At 54.0% G+C, this 17,362-nt stretch carries 16 protein-coding genes and 1 tRNA gene; 8 read left to right on the top strand and 9 right to left on the bottom strand.

Going from position 1 to position 17,362, the window contains the following annotated elements; translation table 11 throughout:
* Positions 1-138 precede the first annotated feature (138 nt).
* On the top strand, positions 139-762 hold the full coding sequence (locus tag OGX81_RS16980; RefSeq protein ID WP_104868826.1) for a TfoX/Sxy family DNA transformation protein: 624 nt from the start codon (positions 139-141) through the stop codon (positions 760-762).
* Here the strand turns inward: OGX81_RS16980 and yccS are convergent.
* Complete coding sequence (yccS, locus tag OGX81_RS16975) at positions 731-2,878, bottom strand: YccS family putative transporter (RefSeq protein WP_024130467.1); 2,148 nt, start codon at positions 2,876-2,878, stop codon at positions 731-733. The two genes, OGX81_RS16980 and yccS, sit on opposite strands and share 32 nt — an antisense overlap.
* Positions 2,879-2,896: 18 nt before the next feature.
* Positions 2,897-3,343 (bottom strand): YccF domain-containing protein, encoded by a 447-nt coding sequence (locus OGX81_RS16970; protein WP_012132963.1) that lies wholly within the window; start codon positions 3,341-3,343, stop codon positions 2,897-2,899.
* Between the two features lie 123 nt (positions 3,344-3,466).
* Between OGX81_RS16970 and helD the strand changes: the two genes are divergently transcribed.
* Positions 3,467-5,521, top strand: coding sequence for a DNA helicase IV (gene helD, locus OGX81_RS16965; protein WP_104868825.1), 2,055 nt, complete (start codon positions 3,467-3,469; stop codon positions 5,519-5,521).
* A gap of 31 nt (positions 5,522-5,552) precedes the next feature.
* Here the strand turns inward: helD and mgsA are convergent, their stop codons facing one another.
* Complete coding sequence (gene mgsA / locus OGX81_RS16960) at positions 5,553-6,011, bottom strand: methylglyoxal synthase (RefSeq protein ID WP_012132960.1); 459 nt, start codon at positions 6,009-6,011, stop codon at positions 5,553-5,555.
* A gap of 115 nt (positions 6,012-6,126) precedes the next feature.
* Positions 6,127-6,789, bottom strand: a complete 663-nt coding sequence (locus OGX81_RS16955; protein WP_012132958.1) for a DUF2057 family protein — start codon at positions 6,787-6,789, stop codon at positions 6,127-6,129.
* 173 nt (positions 6,790-6,962) lie between these two features.
* On the opposite strand from OGX81_RS16955, the gene OGX81_RS16950 reads away from it, so the two are divergent.
* A complete protein-coding gene (locus tag OGX81_RS16950; protein WP_049008447.1) occupies positions 6,963-7,376 on the top strand; it encodes a CoA-binding protein in 414 nt (137 codons plus the stop codon).
* A 60-nt stretch (positions 7,377-7,436) separates the two neighbouring features.
* Here OGX81_RS16950 and hspQ read toward each other — a convergent pair whose 3' ends face one another.
* A complete protein-coding gene (hspQ, locus tag OGX81_RS16945) occupies positions 7,437-7,754 on the bottom strand; it encodes a heat shock protein HspQ (RefSeq protein WP_012132956.1) in 318 nt (105 codons plus the stop codon).
* Positions 7,755-7,811: 57 nt separating this feature from the next.
* The gene (gene rlmI, locus OGX81_RS16940; protein ID WP_104868824.1) at positions 7,812-9,002 is read right to left on the bottom strand and encodes a 23S rRNA (cytosine(1962)-C(5))-methyltransferase RlmI; all 1,191 of its coding nucleotides are present in this window, start codon (positions 9,000-9,002) and stop codon (positions 7,812-7,814) included.
* Positions 9,003-9,096: 94 nt separating this feature from the next.
* Between rlmI and yccX the strand changes: the two genes are divergently transcribed.
* Positions 9,097-9,378, top strand: a complete 282-nt coding sequence (yccX, locus tag OGX81_RS16935; RefSeq protein WP_058668976.1) for an acylphosphatase — start codon at positions 9,097-9,099, stop codon at positions 9,376-9,378.
* Here the strand turns inward: yccX and tusE are convergent.
* Both tusE and yccA read right to left on the bottom strand, forming a co-directional pair.
* A complete protein-coding gene (tusE, locus tag OGX81_RS16930) occupies positions 9,375-9,704 on the bottom strand; it encodes a sulfurtransferase TusE (RefSeq protein WP_012132953.1) in 330 nt (109 codons plus the stop codon). The two genes, yccX and tusE, sit on opposite strands and share 4 nt — an antisense overlap.
* A 90-nt stretch (positions 9,705-9,794) precedes the next feature.
* Positions 9,795-10,454 (bottom strand): FtsH protease modulator YccA, encoded by a 660-nt coding sequence (yccA, locus tag OGX81_RS16925; protein WP_012132952.1) that lies wholly within the window; start codon positions 10,452-10,454, stop codon positions 9,795-9,797.
* 369 nt (positions 10,455-10,823) lie between these two features.
* Between yccA and OGX81_RS16920 the strand changes: the two genes are divergently transcribed.
* Positions 10,824-10,911: transfer RNA gene (locus OGX81_RS16920), tRNA-Ser, on the top strand.
* Positions 10,912-11,046: 135 nt separating this feature from the next.
* Here OGX81_RS16920 and pgtP read toward each other — a convergent pair.
* Positions 11,047-12,438 (bottom strand): phosphoglycerate transporter PgtP, encoded by a 1,392-nt coding sequence (gene pgtP, locus OGX81_RS16915; protein WP_104868823.1) that lies wholly within the window; start codon positions 12,436-12,438, stop codon positions 11,047-11,049.
* Between the two features lie 394 nt (positions 12,439-12,832).
* On the opposite strand from pgtP, the gene pgtC reads away from it, so the two are divergent.
* From pgtC to pgtA, 3 genes are read left to right on the top strand one after another with little or no spacing between them, the layout of a single operon-like run.
* Positions 12,833-14,065: a phosphoglycerate transport regulator PgtC gene (pgtC, locus tag OGX81_RS16910; RefSeq protein ID WP_181397035.1), complete on the top strand. Its 1,233-nt coding sequence runs from the start codon at positions 12,833-12,835 to the stop codon at positions 14,063-14,065.
* 11 nt (positions 14,066-14,076) lie between these two features.
* Complete coding sequence (pgtB, locus tag OGX81_RS16905) at positions 14,077-16,071, top strand: two-component system sensor histidine kinase PgtB (protein ID WP_373561834.1); 1,995 nt, start codon at positions 14,077-14,079, stop codon at positions 16,069-16,071.
* Positions 16,061-17,308 (top strand): two-component system response regulator PgtA, encoded by a 1,248-nt coding sequence (gene pgtA / locus OGX81_RS16900; RefSeq protein WP_049008883.1) that lies wholly within the window; start codon positions 16,061-16,063, stop codon positions 17,306-17,308. The genes pgtB and pgtA overlap by 11 nt, the downstream gene beginning before the upstream one ends.
* The last annotated feature ends 54 nt before the right edge of the window (positions 17,309-17,362 follow it).

Below are 17,362 nucleotides of genomic sequence, written 5' to 3'. Positions count from 1 at the left end.
ACAGACTCGCAATTTTTATCTGTTGTCGCCGTAAAAATGAAATTCATCTTGCTCACTGAGAATAAGTTGCCTATTTTCGTCATTAACGGATCTGTTACTGCAAATCATTCTTTTACTTTATGATTTAAAAGGGATTTTATGAAATTACGTTCCTATGACAAGATCTATAAATCGCAAGAATATTTAGCCTCTCTGGGCACGGTTCACTATCGTTCGCTGTTTGGTAGCTACAGCCTGACAATCGAGGATACGGTGTTTGCGATGGTGGCTGAGGGAGAGCTATACCTGCGCGCCTGTGAGCAAAGCGTCGCGTACTGCGTGAAGCACTCCCCCGTCTGGTTAACATTTATGAAACGTGGCCGTCCCGTTATGTTGAATTATTACCGGGTGGATGAAAGCTTATGGCGTGATCAACAACAGCTGGTGCTTTTATCGCAGTATTCGCTGGATGCTGCCATAAAAGAAAAACGTACCCGTTTTTCACAACGTCGATTGAAGAATCTGCCAAACGTGACGTTTCATCTGGAGAACCTTCTGCATGAGGCCGGAATTAATGATGAAAACACATTGCGGATACTCGGCGCAAAAATGTGTTGGCTGCGGCTAAGAGAGAGCAATAAGCTGCTGACGGTGAAAATTCTCTATGCGTTAGAAGGGGCGATCGTTGGCGTACATGAAGCGGCGCTCCCGGCGGTACGCCGCCAGGAGCTTGCTGAGTGGGCGCAGTCGCTTACGCCGGAGCACCAGAAGGCGACGGCGTGATTTGCCGCTGTAAACGACCAATCTCAGGCAGTAATGCAATGAGCAGGCCGACTTGTTGCACCACCAGGGGTTCTTTACTGTCTGGTTTTGGCTCCAGGTGCTGAATCCGCTCTTTCAGGCTTGCCAGCTCCTGGTGAACGCGCTGTTCATCGGCGGGTTGATGGTGAAGCGCATCATCGACATAACACACTGCATCATCCAGCAGCGCCAGGACATCCGGGTTGGTGAGCTGTTCGCGATGCGCGCCCAGAGCAGAGATATAGCTGGTAAAGGTATGATTGAGGCAGAGTAACCGGAACGCCGCCTCACGAGTTTCGGCAGTGACATCGGGTTCGCTGGACATATTCGACACCACCGAGGCCAGCTCGGCATCACGGTTGTGGGCGTCACGGCGGGCAATGCGGTAGGCCAGCCGGTTATCCCGCCCCTGATGATACTGCTCAAGGATCGCGTCCAGGTAGCGGCAGTTCGCATCCGTGGCCCGTTGCAGGACACACGGCAGGTTACGAAAGCGCCAGTCGGGCCAGATAAAGCTGACGGCGGCCCACGCGATCGCACAGCCGATCAGCGTATCGATCACGCGCGGTAAGGCAACTTCGAAGCCTTCACCCAGCAGGTTAAAACAGAGTAGCACCAGCAGGGTGATGAACATCGTCGCATGGGCATACTGTACGTTTCGAAAAGCAAAAAACAGGACGCCGGTGATGACCAGCAGTATCAACTGGCCTTCAAGCGAGGGGACAAACCACAAGATTGGTATACCAATGGCGACGCCGACCAGCGTCCCGATGACCCTCAGCGCCAGCCGGTGCCGCGTGGCGTTATAGTTCGGCTGGCAGACGAACAGGCTGGTGAGCAGGATCCAGTAACCGTGAGTCATGCCGGTAATCTGGATCAGCGCGTAACCGACGCAGAGCACCAGCGACATACGCACCGCGTGGCGAAATAGCGCTGAATCGGGGGTGAAGTTACGGCTCAGACGTAGCCAGATATCGCTGAACCCATGAGGGCTGTCGTCGGCAAGCAGGTTTTCTGATTCGCTGCGCGGCATTGCCTGCGCCTGCTCGGATTCAATCGTCGCCAGTTGCGCATCAATCGCCCGTAGATTGGACAACAAAAAGCCCAGTGTTTTGAGTAAGTCAGCGGATGCTCCAGCGGCGCGCATACGTTCGAGCGCCGCATCAATATGGGTAAACGCGCGCTCAAAGTGTGGATCATGCTGATAAGGCGTACGCAGTAATATACAGCGTGAGAGCTGCATACAGGCTTGCCCCTGCATCGACATCAGGCGCTGGAAACGGAACATCACGTCGCTGTGGCGGAAATGATCGCGCAACGTCTGATACTGAATATGCGATGAGCTTGCACGCTCGTGAATATCCTGCGCGACAAAATAGTAGTGCAGCGTGCGACGGGTTCCCCGTTGCCCCCGGTCGCCGCGTAAGCGGGTAAGAAGAGAGACTTTCGTCTGATTCAGCGTCGCCATCAGTTGTCCGTTGGCCAGCGCTAAATCATACAGCGGCGCCTGGCTTTCATCCTCGATATCCGGGTCAAACAAGCGCGACTTCAACTCCAGGTAGCGTGCCAGCTGTTCGTAGCTGCGCGCCAGATTATCCTGTAGGGGGCGAATCGGGAAGAGCAGATGCCCGGTCAGCGTCAGCAGGTTGTACCATACGGCGCCAGCAAGGAGCAGAATGGGCTGTTGATACCACTGGTCGTAAAGCGAGGTGCCCAGCATCGTGTAAATAGCGATAAGCAGCGCCCCGAAAGCAATGGTGGCGTAACGCTGCCCTAAACCGCCGAGCAGAATAAATCCGCTGGTAGAGAGCGTTAATCCAATTGCGAACAGCCACGGCCAGGGAAAGAGCAGTTCCACGGAAGCGGAGGCGATAAAAAAACAGATTAATGTGATGATTAAATTGCGCAGACGCCCGGTGAGACGGTCATCCAGATCGGTCAGGGCGGCGGCGACCATACCGAGCGTTAACGGTATGGTGAGTTTGACATCGCCCAACCACCAGGGCAGGGCCGTTGTGCCGCACAGCGCGATAAAAATGCGAACGTAATACAGCCAGGTGCTGTTCCAGGTATAGCGTTTGAGCAAGGGGCTTAACATAAAGGCCATCAGTCCTGATTACTCAAAGCGGCGACGCGCACTGGCTTCACGCGCCGCGCGAGCTGTCTCTACGGAAACCACGCGACGTCCTACCGGCCAGAGCGCAATGGCGGCGATTTTAAAATTCGCGATGCCGACGGGAATGCCGATGATCGTAATGCATTGCGCAATGCCGGAGGCGATGTGCATCAGGCAGAGCCACCAGCCAAAGACGATCAGCCAGAAAACATTGAGTACCGTACCGCCGGTATTCAACAACGTGCTTTTCCCTGCCGGGTTCAGCTCGTCAACATGAACGGCCTCATTGCCGTAGGGAAGCAGCGAAAGTTTTGTAATCTCCCAGCATGAGCGGGTTAACGGTAATGTGAAAATGAGCACGATGCTGACGAGTGTGGCCAGCAGCCAGGCCAGAGTGGTGGCAAAACCACCCAATACAAAATTTAAAATATTCAGAACAGTACGCATAAACCCTCGGCTAACTCTGGTTTTCTGTGATTGCAGGCAATTGTAACGTTTTTTTGGGCTGGAGCACGTTTTCTCTGGCGGTTACACTGACAAGAAATACTCTTCGTCTGGATTCGCTGAGTCATGGAACTGAAAGCAACTTCTCTTGGAAAACGTCTGGCGCAACACCCGTACGATCGGGCCGTTATTCTCAATGCCGGTATTAAAGTCTCGGGCGATCGCCACGAGTATCTTATTCCATTCAATCAGTTACTGGCTATTCATTGTAAACGGGGACTGGTGTGGGGGGAGCTTGAGTTTGTCCTCCCGGATGACAAAGTGGTGCGTCTGCACGGTACTGAATGGGCAGAGACGCAGCGTTTTCATCACTACCTGGATGCGCACTGGCAGCGCTGGAGCCAGGAGATGAGCGAGGTGGCGGCCCGGGTTTTACAGGAACAACGGGATCTTATTGCCGAGCGAACCGGAGAAAAACGGTGGTTAACGCGTGAGCAAACGTCAGGATTACAGCAACACATTCGCCGCGCTTTTGCTGCATTACCGCTGCCGGTTAATCGCCTGGAGGAGTTCGAGAACTGCCGCGATGCCTGGCGTAGCTGTCTGGCATGGTTGAACGATATCGAGGGATGTCGCCAGCAGCATAACCAGGCCTATACCGAGGTGATGCTGACGGAATATGCCGACTTCTTTCAGAACATTGAGTCCTCGCCGCTGAATCCGGCGCAGGCCAGAGCAGTGGTCAATGGTGAACATGCTTTGCTGGTGCTTGCGGGAGCCGGGAGCGGTAAGACGTCTGTGCTGGTCGCGCGCGCAGGCTGGCTGTTAGCCAGGGGGGAAGCGGCGGCTGAGCAAATTCTGCTGCTGGCCTTTGGCCGCAAGGCCGCAGAAGAGATGGACGAACGCATTCGTGAAAGATTGCATACGGACGCGATCGCCGCCCGTACGTTCCACGCCCTGGCGCTGCATATCATTCAGCAGGGGAGTAAGAAAGTCCCGACCATCAGCAAACTGGAAAATGACGCTGCCGCGCGACATAAACTGTTTATCAAAACCTGGCGTCAGCAGTGCAGCGAGAAAAAAGCGCAGGCGAAAGGGTGGCGGCAGTGGCTGGAAGAGGAAATGCAATGGCCGCTGCCTGAGGGCAATTTCTGGGATGATGAAAAGCTACAGCGCCGTCTGGCCTCCCGGCTGGACCGTTGGGTGAGCCTGATGCGAATGCATGGCGGCGCTCAGGCTGAGATGATCGCCAGTGCGCCTGAGGAGATTCGCGATCTGTTCAGTAAGCGCATCAAATTGATGGCGCCGTTGCTGAAAGCGTGGAAAGGCGCGCTGAAAGAGGAGAACGCCGTCGATTTCTCCGGGCTTATCCACCAGGCGATCGTTATCCTGGAAAAGGGGCGTTTTATCAGCCCCTGGAAGCATATTCTGGTGGACGAATTTCAGGATATCTCCCCGCAGCGTGCGGCGTTGCTGGCGGCGCTGCGCAAACAAAATTCGCATACCACGCTGTTTGCCGTTGGCGATGACTGGCAGGCGATTTACCGTTTCAGCGGGGCGCAGCTCTCTTTAACGACCGCGTTTCATCACTCTTTTGGCGAGGGCGATCGCTGTGACCTCGATACAACCTACCGTTTTAACGGGCGCATTGGCGAAATCGCCAATCGTTTTATCCAGCAAAACCCGCATCAGCTCAAAAAGCCGCTTAACAGTCTGACGGCGGGCGATAAGAAAGCGGTAACGTTACTGGATGAAAACCAGCTGGATGCCTTGCTGGATAAGCTTTCAGGATATGCGAAAGAGGATGAGCGCATTCTGGTGCTGGCGCGCTACCACCATCTGAAGCCAGCCAGTCTTGAAAAAGCGGCGACCCGCTGGCCTAAGCTGCAACTGAATTTTATGACCATCCATGCCAGTAAGGGCCAGCAGGCTGACTATGTGATTATTGTCGGGTTACAGGAAGGCAGTGATGGTTTCCCGGCGCCTGCGCGCGAGTCGATTATGGAAGAAGCATTACTGCCGCAGGTGGAGGATTTCCCGGATGCGGAAGAGCGGCGACTGCTGTATGTGGCGCTGACGCGCGCCCGGCATCGGGTCTGGTTGTTATTTAACAAAGAGAATCCGTCGCGCTTTGTGGACGATCTTAAGCATCTGGACGTGCCGGTGGCGAGGAAGCCTTAAGAGCAGGCGGCTTGTGCCGCCTGTGGGAGCGTTATTTCAGGCGTTCAGCCAGGTAACGTTGATAATCCGGGATCAGGATATCCACGGCATCGTTAAAATGGGGAGACTGGACAATAAAGTCAGCCGTAGACGCGTTGGTGGCGACCGGAATGTTCCACACCGTAGCCAGACGCAGGAGCGCCTTCACATCTGGATCGTGCGGAACGGCATTGAGCGGGTCCCAGAAGAAAATCAGCACATCAATCTTCCCTTCAGAGATCAGGGCGCCGACCTGCTGATCGCCGCCCATCGGGCCGCTCAGCATCGCGTTAACGTTCATACCCGTGGCGCGTTGAATTAAGTTTCCGGTTGTGCCTGTGGCATAAAGCTCGTGCTTTTCCAGCAGCGGCTGGTGGCGTTCCACCCAGCTCATTAACATCTGTTTGCAGTGGTCGTGCGCCACCAGAGCAATGTGTTTGCGCGCAGGCAAGGTGCGAGTCGTCAGTTCCATAGTTCAATTCCGTAGTTAACCTTGCTACAGAGTACTGGAAGCGCTTGACGCTGCAAGAGAAAGACGAAAAAAATGCGCGCCGACTCGTCATACTCGCCAGCGTCGACATAAAATGTCAGGAGGGCGGTTGTTTTTCCGCCCATTGCAGGAAGTTATTACGCGTTTGCGGATCGGCTTGTTTGAACCAGTATTTGAGTCGCTGCTCCGTGAGTGCCTGAGACTGTGGCGGAACGGCGTCCAGCTCAGAGATCCCGGAAAGCAGCGTGCTGTCATCGGCCATCATCGTGGCGAACTGCGGCAAGGAGGCGCGTTTATCGGCTTTGTTGTAGCGCTCGGTTTCGGTTTCGTAATCAATGATTTTGGCGGTCGAGGTGATTGCCAGAATATCCAGTTTGACCGGAATCGGCATTGCGTCGCCGTCCAGCAGTTCCAGACGCGGCGTGGTGGAAAAATGCGCGGCTTCTCGTTCGGTTTCCAGATGTGGAAGGTGAAAATTGACCTGGCTGATGAGTTGCGTGTTAAAGCTGATCACCAGCGGGGGAGAAATGTAGAGTCGTTCCTCGTGGCTGGACAGGCGAATGGTCTTCTCAACGCGAAACACAAGCTGATGCGGGCCATTGTCCAGTTCGATGCTGTCCGCGCCGCGCAGCAATGAACTGGAGACTTTTTTGCCGTCTAACACTAAAAGGTCAATGTCATTTGAAAGACGAAGGGTCGTGGCAAAGGCGGTTACCGGCAAATACAGAACGAATAACATGGTTATAATGCCGGTTTTCATAGGGTTCTCCTGTCCAAAAACCGCCCGGTTAATAATGTATCAAAATTTTTCGCTAATCATGTTTACTAACATATAGACATATTTTTAGCTTTTGCTCTCATACGTCCGTATGGGATGAATGGTTGCAATGTCAGGTTTGTCGTACACTTTGCAAAACAGCCTGGAGAAAGATGATGAAAGAGACCGATATCGCTGGCATTTTGACGTCCACGCGTACCATCGCGCTGGTGGGGGCAAGTGATAAGCCCGAGCGCCCAAGTTACCGTGTGATGAAATATTTACTCGACCAGGGCTACCACGTTATTCCTGTCTCGCCGAAGGTGGCCGGAACCACGTTGTTGGGGCAGAAAGGCTATGCGAAGCTGACTGACATACCGGAAAGGGTCGATATGGTTGATGTCTTCCGTAATTCAGAAGCCGCATGGGGCGTCGCGCAGGAAGCTATCGCCATTGGCGCGAGGACCTTATGGATGCAACTGGGCGTAATTAATGAGCAGGCCGCCGTGCTGGCGCGAAATGCGGGATTGAAAGTCGTGATGGATCGCTGTCCGGCAATAGAGATTCCGCGTTTAGGGCTGGCGAAATAAGGGCTCAGACATAGCGTGTAAGCCCGATAAGCGTCGCGCTATCGGGCATTTTACGTTGAATCAGTTGCGCAGACGCGGCGCTTGCAGCTGTTTGCGAATAGTGCGCGCCAGTTCATCCATCGAGGGTTGCTCGGGATGCTCATCTTGCGTTTCACTGCTTAACTGGGCTTCAGCCAGATAGGTATGTACAGGCTGGCCTTCATCATCTTCCATCACCACGTGATACCAGGGAGCGGCGCGAAGTTCGTCGTTAACCGCCAGCTCATCAGGTGACGGTTCATCAAGCGAATATTCCGGGTCGATATCCACGACCACTCCGAGGTAACCTAACAGGGAATGGCGGACCTGCTGGCCGATACCGAATTTGCTGGCAATCATAGTCACCTCCCGGGAAATAGATACTCTCAATATGAGGGTAACATTCCACTTTTCAAGTTACATGACGCGACAGGCAAACCCTTTCAGATACAGCCCTTCCGGGTAGGTAGCGATCACCGGATGATCGGCAGCCTGACGGAACTGCTCTATAAATTGTACATCACGACCGGCATCTATTGCGGCATCTGCAATGATTTTCTGAAATAAATCTGTGGTCATCAGGCCGGAACAGGAGAACGTCAACAGCACGCCGCCCGGATTCAACAACTGGATAGCCAGCATGTTGATATCTTTATAGCCGCGACAGGCCCCCATCAGCTGGCTTTTATTTTCGACGAACTTCGGCGGGTCCATCACGATGACGTCGAATTTCTCTCCACGATCGCGATAGGTGCGCAGTAGTTTGAACACATCGTCACGCACAAACTCGGCTTTGCTCAGATCCAGTTTGTTCAGCTCAACGTTTTGCTTCGCGATATCCAGTGCTTCCTGCGATGTATCAACGCTCACCACCTGACGGCAACCGCCCATCAGTGCCGACACGGCAAAACCGCCGGTATAGGAGAAGCAGTTCAGCACGCGCTGGTTTTCCACATAGCGACGCGTCGCCAGGCGGCTGTCACGCTGATCGAGGTAATAGCCTGTCTTATGACCCCCCTGAATATCTACCAGCAGCTTCATGCCATGCTCTTCAATGGGCAGCAGGGCCGGCGGCAGTTCGCCGGTGACGGACCCCTGGGTGAGTTCCATTCCCTCTTTTTTACGCACGGCGACGTCGCTGCGGTCGTAGATCGCACATTCGGGATACTGCGTTTGCAACGCGCTGATCAGCGCGGCGCGTTGATATTCCGCGCCTGCGCTCAATAGTTGCAGAACCAGGAAGTTACCGAAGCGGTCGATAGTGATGCCCGGCAAGCCATCGGATTCACCGGCGATCAGACGGTAGCTGTCCAGCCCGTCTTTTTTCGCCAGCCAGTCGCGCCACTGTTGCGCCTGGTGCAGACGACGAGTGAAGAACGCAATGTCGATGGATTCCGCCTGATCAAATGTCCAGACGCGTGCACGAATTTGCGAGGCGGGAGAATAGGCGCCGCGCGCTAACCATTTACCCTGATGGTCAACAATATCGATGGTTTCACCGAGGCTGGCTTTACCTTCCATTCGGGCTACGGCACCGGAAAAGACCCACGGATGGCGACGAAGTAAAGATTTTTCGCGCCCTTTGGCTAACACTAAACGTACACTCATAATTTGCTATTCTGTCGAATCAAAGAAATGGGCGCCATTGTCCTGAGTTTTGCGAGGATTTGCAACGCGCCCCGCGATGATAAGGAGCACAACAATGTCGAAAGTTTGCATAATCGCCTGGGTACACGGTCGGGTTCAGGGCGTTGGTTTTCGCTATACCACGCAGCATGAAGCGCAGCGCCTGGGGCTGACGGGCTATGCGCGCAATCTGGATGATGGAAGCGTGGAGGTGGTGGCCTGTGGCGAAAGTGAACAGGTGGACAAACTGATGAAGTGGCTGAAGGATGGCGGGCCACGTAGCGCCAGGGTAGAAAGGGTTCTGAGTGAGCCACATCGCCCTGGCGAGGAGTTAACAGGTTTCCGTATCCGCTATTAAATACATTTCACCGGTTTAGGCAGGCCAGCAATCTTCGTTGCCTGCTTTGCCGGGCCTTTCGGAAACAGGCGATACAGGTAGCGGCTGTTGCCTTTTTCTTCGCCAAACTTATTCGCCATTGCTTTCACCAGCATACGGATGGCCGGAGACGTATTAAACTCCAGGTAGAAATCACGCACAAAACGTACCACTTCCCAGTGTTCAGGAGAGAGGGTAATACCTTCCTTTTCAGCAATCGCGACTGCCAGAGGCTCGCTCCATTCCGCAGTTTCTTTTAAATAGCCTTCGCTATCCGTACTGATTTCTTTGCCTTCAAAGATCAACATAAATTCTTCACAGCGTTAGTCAAACTGGCGTCAGTTTACCAAAAAACAAAGCCCCGCATAAGCGGGGCCTGGTTAATGCGTTCTTATATCTTAATCGCGGCTGGCGAAGCCCAGAATGCTCAGCAGGCTGACGAAGATATTGTACAGCGAGACATACAGGCTGACCGTTGCGCGAATGTAGTTCGTCTCACCGCCACGGATGATGTTGCTGGTCTCGAACAGGATTGCCCCGGAAGAGATCAGGATAAACACCGCGCTGATGGCCAGATGCAGCGCAGGCAGTTGCAGGAAGATATTCGCAACCATGCCAATCAGCACCACAACGATACCCGCCATCAGCATACCGCCCAGGAAGGACATATCTTTACGCGTTGTCAGGACATAAGCGGAGCAGCAGAAGAAGACCAGTGCCGTACCGCCCAGCGCCATGCCGATAACATCGCCCATACCCGCTGAGAGGTAGGCGTTGAGAATCGGGCCAAGAATGTAGCCCAGGAAGCCGGTAAAGGCGAACGCCGACAGGATACCGGTGGGTTTATTCGCCGTTTTATAGGTCAGGAACATCAGACCGTACATGCCTACCAGCGTCAGAATGAGACCCGGAGACGGCAGCATCAGTACCGTACTGGCGGTGGCGGTGATCGCAGAGAACGCCAGCGTCAGGCTCAGCAGGAAGTAGGTATTGCGCAGCACTTTATGGGTGCTGAGTAGCGATGTGCGGTCGCGTGAAGAAGTAATAATACGATCCATGAGTCACTCTCTTATGACAGATGTAGTTAGCGAAAGAGGATAATAAAACCGCTGATAATCACACAGCGGTTTTACCCATCTTTACGCATTTGATCTCTAACAGGTTAAGCATGTTATTTCAGGCGTTGTCGCGAAACCCACCCGACATAAAACGTGACGGGGGAGAAGAGGCGGCAGTAAAGGTTGATGATGAGCGCATAATAAAAGAGGCGCAACGGAACATTTGCCGCCGGGCCTCTTTTTATGCTGAATAAATGGTCAATCTGTTGTTATTTCAGGCTATTAACAGCTTTTTGCCTGTTTTTCAGGCAAACGAACACATTCGGGCTTTACACGGCGCATCGGGATGTTTATAGTGCGCCTCATTCCGGAAGTGTGGCCGAGCGGTTGAAGGCACCGGTCTTGAAAACCGGCGACCCGAAAGGGTTCCAGAGTTCGAATCTCTGCGCTTCCGCCAGATTAAACAAGGGGTTACCGAAAGGTAGCCCCTTTGTTTTTGTGTCAAAGAATATCGTATCCCGCTTCTTTCAGATCATGCCGAACCCCGGATAACAAAAGCTATCCGGGGTTTTCTTTTCCCTGGTGTGGGCGATTATTGTGCGTCGGCCAGTGTTAAAGGGGCGTCTTCCTGCTGAGTGTTCTTACGCTGTTGCTCAAGTTCCAGCGCGCCGCGATGAGAGAGATAGCAGAACAGAATGCAGCAGACGATCCCGCCCATCAGCAGATAGAAACCGCCGTGCCAGCCCATTTTATCCACCATCACGCCAAACAGGCTGGTGCCTAACGAGGCGCCAAAGATGTAGCTCATAAATCCGCGTAAGCCAACGGCTGAACCTACGGCAAAGCTGGGAACAATTTCCATCGTCTGGACGGAGGCCAGAAACTGCGGGACGTAAATCAGGCAGCCAACAATCGCCGCGAAAACCGTCACCATCAGCAGAGATTCACTTTTCCAGTAACCGATCAGGCAGACGAAGATCAGCGCCATACAGATCATGGCTAACGGCATCCGACGACCTTTGAACAGTTTGTCGGAGAGCCAGCCGGCCAGCAGGGTAGAAGGAATGGCCGCCCATTCAAAAAACAGGAAGGCGACGCTCATCTGTTCCTTGGAAAAATGTTTCACCGTCAGCAGGTAGATAGGCAACCAGCTGATCATGCCGAAGCGCACCATATAGACGAACACGTCCACAAGGGAGACATACCAGGCGTTTTTGTTACGCAGCACGTACGTGCAGAAGATCTGGAATGCGCTCATGTTCTCCGGCGCTTTTACGGCGTGTCTGGTCTTCAGCACCACTTTCTCTTCCGGCATCATCTCTTCCAGCGCAGGCAGGCCCTCCTCACGCGGCGAGCCTTTACCAAGCAGCAGTACAATCAGGGCGAAAACCACCGCCACGCAGGCCGGAACAATGTAGCTGGCGCTCTGCCAGTGTTCACTGCCGAGGATTGCAAACGCGGCACCTACGATCGGGGCGACAATCCCGCCGCCAACGTTATGCGAAATGTTCCAGAACGCCCCCACACGTCCACGCTCCCGACGCGGGAACCAGTTAGCGATAGTGATAAAAGAGGGGCCGACGCCCATCCCCTGAAACAGGCCGTTCAGGACAACCAGCGCAGCGAAGATCCAGAATGCGGTACTGAACCCCAATCCGACGTTTACGATAGCGCACAGCACCAGGCCGCAGGCCATAAAGACTTTCGGGCTGGCTTTATCTGCGAGGCTGCTCATGACGCCTTTGCTGATTCCGTACGCAATGAGCATACAGCTGCTGAGCAAACCGATCTGCGTGGCGCTCAGGTCTAACTGTTCTTTCAGGTAAGGCGTGGATAATGTGAAGTTATTGCGCACAATATAGTACGCCAGATAGCCCAGAAATACGCTAAGCAGCGCCTGCATACGGTATCGGCCATAAGTTGCCTGAATTTTCTCAGCAGGAACTTTATTCGCCGATGGCCCTGTTTTAAATATTGATAACATGTCGTCACCTGTATTTTATATTGGTATGAACATCAGGAGTATTCGGCATGAAGAGTGAAATAAGCGGCGATGAAACTCAAGTGGATGAAATGTGTCAAAATTGACTCAAAATTATGAATTGAAAGGTTATTTTTGACACGTTTTGAATGATTGAAATGCGGCGTAATTAATCAGACGCTGAATTTATGTCTGGCTTGTGCGGATATTAACAAATTCCACATTCATTATCTGGTAATCTTTGCTGGTATTTTCGGATGCCAGCACGAATATTTTTACGATAGTGGTTATTCATCCGCTAATCGTCACAAACGGGTAAGTTTTGTCTCAACGCTATTTTTTCGATATCTCAATATTTATGAACGGGATCACAAACATGTTTCTTCGTCGGGGCGGGATGTTTAGCAAAACGTTCGCGTTGCTGCTGCTGACCGCGTTGTTCAGACCCTGTGCGGCGCAAAGCAATGAACTGGTGATGGCGACAACATTTTCCCCCAGCGCCACCGCGTGGATTATCCAGCGCTGGCAGACGGAGCCGGGGTCGGTGATGATCCGCACGCTCAATCGCACCAGCGCCTCGCTGGAACAGTTGCTTGATACGGCAAATGCGGAAAACGTTGATCTGATTCTGACCTCGTCGCCGATGTTGCTTCAGCATCTTCAGGAACATCAAAAACTGGCGCCGTTCAACGGTGCGCCGTCAGTCAGTCAACATCTGGTGCCGGAATCGATCCGTTCAACCTCCGTTGCTGTGGCTATCTCGGGATTCGGTTTGCTGATTAATCGCTCGGCGCTGACTGCACGGCATCTGCCTTCGCCAACGGACTGGGACGACCTGACCGATCCCAGATATCAGGGGGCGCTGCTGATGAGCAGCCCATCGCGCTCGGATACCAACCACCTGATGGTGGAGGCGCTGTTGCAACAAAAAGGCTGGGCGCAGGGATGGGAAACGTTGTTGGCGAGTGCGGGAAACCTCGTGACGATTTCATCACGCAGCTTTGGCGTGGCGGATAAAATAAAAAGCGGGCTGGGCGTGGCTGGCCCGGTGATTGATAACTATGCCAATCTGTTGCTGAACGATCCTCATCTGGCCTTTACCTACTTTCCGCAGTCGGCCGTTTCGCCTACCTATGTTGCGGTACTCAAAAACAGCCAGCATGCCAGCGAAGCGCGGCGTTTTATTCGCTATCTGCTAAGCCCGGAAGGGCAGCGGATCCTCGCTGATGCCAATACGGGGAAATATCCGGTTACGCCGCTGGCGGCAGGAAACCCACGGGCAGCGCAACAGGCGGTGCTGATGAATCAACCGCCGTTAAATTATCGGCTGATCCTGAAACGTCAGCGTCTGGTTCAGCGTATGTTTGATACGGCAATCAGCTTTCGTCTCGCCCAGTTGAAAGATGCCTGGCGAGCGCTGCACAGCGCGGAAGCCCGTTTAAAGCGTCCGTTGCCTGAAATACGCGCGCTGTTAACCCGTGTGCCGGTCGATCCGGCAAGCAGTGAAGATGAAGCCTGGCTGGCGCAGTTCGACAATAAGAGCTTTGCGGAGCAGCAAATGATGGAGTGGCAGATCTGGTTTCTCAACAACCAGCGTCAGGCTATCAATAAACTGGAAGAACTGAAATGAAGGGCGGGTCAATGCTGCAACGTCTGCGGCAAATCAGCATCAGCAGCAGTTTACGGGGCGCTTTCCTGATGGGGGCGCTGCTGACGCTGATAGTCAGTAGCGTCAGCCTCTATTCATGGCATGAGCAAAGCTCGCAAATACGCTATTCGCTGGATGAGTATTTTCCCCGCATCCATTCTGCTTTTCTGATTGAAGGGAATCTCAATCTGGTGGTGGATCAGTTGAATGAGTTTTTGCTGGCGCCCAACACTACGGTGCGCCTGCAACTGCGCAACCAGATTATTCAACATCTGGATAGAATCGAGCGGCTGAGCCAGGGGCTGTCACCCGCAGAACGCCAGCAGCTGGCGGTGATTTTGCAGGACAGCCGCGCGCTGCTGGCGGAACTGGATCGCGTACTCTACAACATGTTTCTGGTACGTGAAAAGGTGGGGGAGCTGTCTGCGCGTATTGACTGGCTTCACGACGATTTCACCACTGAACTGAATTCTCTGGTGCAGGATTTCACCTGGCAACAGGGAACGCTGCTGGATCAGATTGAAGCCCGGCAAGGCGATGCGGCGCAGTACCTGAAACGCTCCCGTGAAGTACAGAACGAGCAGCAGCAGGTCTATACGCTGGCGCGCATCGAGAATCAAATTGTTGACGACCTGCGCGACAGGCTCAATGAACTGAAGTCTGGAAATGATGATGGCATGCTGGTTGAGACGCATATCCGCTATCTCGAAAACCTGAAAAAAACGGCGGATGAAAATATTCGTGCGCTGAATGACTGGCCGAGCACGATCACCCTGCGACAAACCATTGATGAGCTGCTGGAAATCGGCATGGTGAAAAATAAAATGCCGGACACCATGCGCGACTATGTCGCCGCGCAAAAAGCGTTAGTGGATGCCAGCCGCGCCAGAGAAGCGACGCTGGGGCGCTTCAGGACGCTGCTTGAGGCCCAGCTTGGCAGCAGTCACCAGCAAATGCAGATGTTTAATCAGCGTATGGAGCAGATTGTCCGCGTTAGCGGCGGGTTGATTCTGGTGGCGACGCTGCTGGCGCTGCTGTTGGCGTGGGTGTTGAACCATTATTTCATCCGTTCGCGGCTGGTGAAACGCTTTACCGCGCTGAATCAGGCGGTGGTGCAGATTGGGTTAGGGCGAACGGATGCCACGATTCCGGTGTATGGGCGGGATGAACTGGGGCGTATTGCGGGTTTGCTTCGCCACACGCTGGGGCAGCTTAACGCGCAAAAACAGCAGCTTGAGCAGGAGATCGCCGAGCGAAAAGCGATTGAGGCCGATCTGCGCGCCACCCAGGACGAGCTGATCCAGACGGCAAAACTGGCGGTGGTCGGGCAGACGATGACCACGCTGGCGCATGAGATCAACCAGCCGCTGAATGCGCTGTCGATGTATCTGTTTACGGCGGGGCGGGCGATTGAACAGGGGCAGACGGAGCAGGCGCGAACGACGTTAAGCAAAGCGGAAGGGCTGATTAACCGCATTGACGCGATTATCCGCTCGCTGCGCCAGTTTACCCGTCGTGCTGAACTGGAAACGCCGCTGCATCCGGTTGATTTGCGCCAGACGTTTACGGCGGCGTGGGAACTGCTGGCGATGCGCCATAAGCCTCAGCAGGGGGCGCTCGCGATACCGGATGAAACCGTTTGGGTCAGCGGTGATGAAGTACGCATCCAGCAGGTGCTGGTGAACGTGCTGGCGAATGCGCTCGACGCCTGCCCGAACGCGGCGGCAATTACGGTGAGCTGGCAAATTCAGGGCGACACGCTGTGCGTGTTGATTGCCGACAATGGCCCCGGCTGGCCTGCGGCCTTGCTACCCTCATTACTGAAGCCGTTTACGACCAGTAAAGATGTGGGGCTGGGCATTGGGCTTTCGATTTGTGTTTCGCTGATGACGCAAATGGAAGGCGCGTTGCGCCTGGCGTCCACGTTGACGCGAAATGCCTGCGTGGTGCTGCAATTCAATGTGACGGATGTAAAAGATGTTGAGTAATGAATGTTCGATTCTGCTGATTGATGATGATGCCGATGTGCTTGATGCCTATACACAGCTGCTTGAGCAGGCGGGTTATCGCGTCTGTGTCTGCAATAATCCCTTTGATGCGCGGGAGTGGGTGCAGAAGGACTGGCCCGGTATCGTGTTGAGCGATGTCTGCATGCCTGGCTGCTCCGGCATCGATTTGATGACGCTGTTTCATCAGGATGACGAGCAACTGCCGATTCTGCTTATCACCGGACATGGCGACGTGCCTATGGCGGTGGATGCGGTGAAAAAAGGGGCCTGGGATTTCCTGCAAAAGCCGGTAGACCCGGGCAAGTTACTCTCGCTGGTTGAGGCGGCGTTACGCCATAGGCAATCGGTGATAGCGCGTCGCCAGTACTGCCAGCAGAAGTTGCAGGTTGAGCTAATTGGGCGCAGCCAATGGACGCATCAGTATCGTCAGCGCTTACAGCAACTGGCAGAAACGGATATTGCGGTCTGGCTTTACGGCGAACCGGGAACCGGCCGCATGACCGGCGCGCGCTATTTGCACCAGTTGGGGCGTAACGCCGGGGGCCCTTTTATTTACTGCGAACTGACCCCTGCCAGTGCCCAAAAACTTAATGAGCTTATCGCGCAGGTTCAGGGCGGGACGCTGGTATTAAGTCACCCGGAAAATCTGACCCGCGAACAGCAGCATCAACTGGTGCAGTTGCAGAGTCTGGAGCGGCGGCCTTTTCGCCTGATCGGTATCGGCAACGCTTCGCTGGTGGAACTGGCGGCCAGCAACCAGATTGTAGCGGAGCTTTATTACTGTTTCGCTATGACGCAAATCGCCTGTCAGCCCCTGTCACAGCGACCTGATGATATCGGGCCGTTGTTCCATCACTATTTGCAGAAAGCCTGTCAGCGGCTGAATCATCCGGTGCCGGAGGTGGATAACGACCTGCTGAAGGGGATGATGCGCCGGGTGTGGCCGAACAACGTCCGTGAACTGGCGAACGCCGCCGAACTGTTTGCCGTGGGGGTATTGCCGCTCGCGGAAACGGCGAATCCACAGATGCACGTCGGTGAGCCGACGCCGCTTGACCAGCGGGTTGAAGACGTTGAACGGCAGATCATCACCGAAGCGCTGAATATCCATCAGGGGCGCATTAACGAAGTGGCAGAGTACCTGCAAATTCCCCGTAAAAAGCTCTATCTCAGAATGAAGAAATATGGCCTGAGTAAAGAGCACTATAAGTTTTAGCGCAGGTCAGGGGAGCGAGATGTGATGTGTGGGGCTATGAATCACCTGTTCCCC

The organism is Citrobacter sp. CK206 (assembly GCF_030333125.1).
Lineage (GTDB): Bacteria > Pseudomonadota > Gammaproteobacteria > Enterobacterales > Enterobacteriaceae > Citrobacter_B > Citrobacter_B koseri.
Note: the sequence above shows the minus strand (reverse complement) of the source record. Positions and strands in the feature narration are given on the sequence as shown.

Excerpts from the sequence above, each read along its gene's own strand:
- OGX81_RS16980 (WP_104868826.1), top strand. The coding sequence starts at position 139 with ATGAAATTACGTTCCTATGACAAGATCTATAAATCGCAAGAATATTTA.
- yccS (WP_024130467.1), bottom strand. The coding sequence starts at position 2,878 with ATGTTAAGCCCCTTGCTCAAACGCTATACCTGGAACAGCACCTGGCTG.
- OGX81_RS16970 (WP_012132963.1), bottom strand. The coding sequence starts at position 3,343 with ATGCGTACTGTTCTGAATATTTTAAATTTTGTATTGGGTGGTTTTGCC.
- helD (WP_104868825.1), top strand. The coding sequence starts at position 3,467 with ATGGAACTGAAAGCAACTTCTCTTGGAAAACGTCTGGCGCAACACCCG.
- mgsA (WP_012132960.1), bottom strand. The coding sequence starts at position 6,011 with ATGGAACTGACGACTCGCACCTTGCCTGCGCGCAAACACATTGCTCTG.
- OGX81_RS16955 (WP_012132958.1), bottom strand. The coding sequence starts at position 6,789 with ATGAAAACCGGCATTATAACCATGTTATTCGTTCTGTATTTGCCGGTA.
- OGX81_RS16950 (WP_049008447.1), top strand. The coding sequence starts at position 6,963 with ATGAAAGAGACCGATATCGCTGGCATTTTGACGTCCACGCGTACCATC.
- hspQ (WP_012132956.1), bottom strand. The coding sequence starts at position 7,754 with ATGATTGCCAGCAAATTCGGTATCGGCCAGCAGGTCCGCCATTCCCTG.
- rlmI (WP_104868824.1), bottom strand. The coding sequence starts at position 9,002 with ATGAGTGTACGTTTAGTGTTAGCCAAAGGGCGCGAAAAATCTTTACTT.
- yccX (WP_058668976.1), top strand. The coding sequence starts at position 9,097 with ATGTCGAAAGTTTGCATAATCGCCTGGGTACACGGTCGGGTTCAGGGC.
- tusE (WP_012132953.1), bottom strand. The coding sequence starts at position 9,704 with ATGTTGATCTTTGAAGGCAAAGAAATCAGTACGGATAGCGAAGGCTAT.
- yccA (WP_012132952.1), bottom strand. The coding sequence starts at position 10,454 with ATGGATCGTATTATTACTTCTTCACGCGACCGCACATCGCTACTCAGC.
- pgtP (WP_104868823.1), bottom strand. The coding sequence starts at position 12,438 with ATGTTATCAATATTTAAAACAGGGCCATCGGCGAATAAAGTTCCTGCT.
- pgtC (WP_181397035.1), top strand. The coding sequence starts at position 12,833 with ATGTTTAGCAAAACGTTCGCGTTGCTGCTGCTGACCGCGTTGTTCAGA.
- pgtB (WP_373561834.1), top strand. The coding sequence starts at position 14,077 with ATGCTGCAACGTCTGCGGCAAATCAGCATCAGCAGCAGTTTACGGGGC.
- pgtA (WP_049008883.1), top strand. The coding sequence starts at position 16,061 with ATGTTGAGTAATGAATGTTCGATTCTGCTGATTGATGATGATGCCGAT.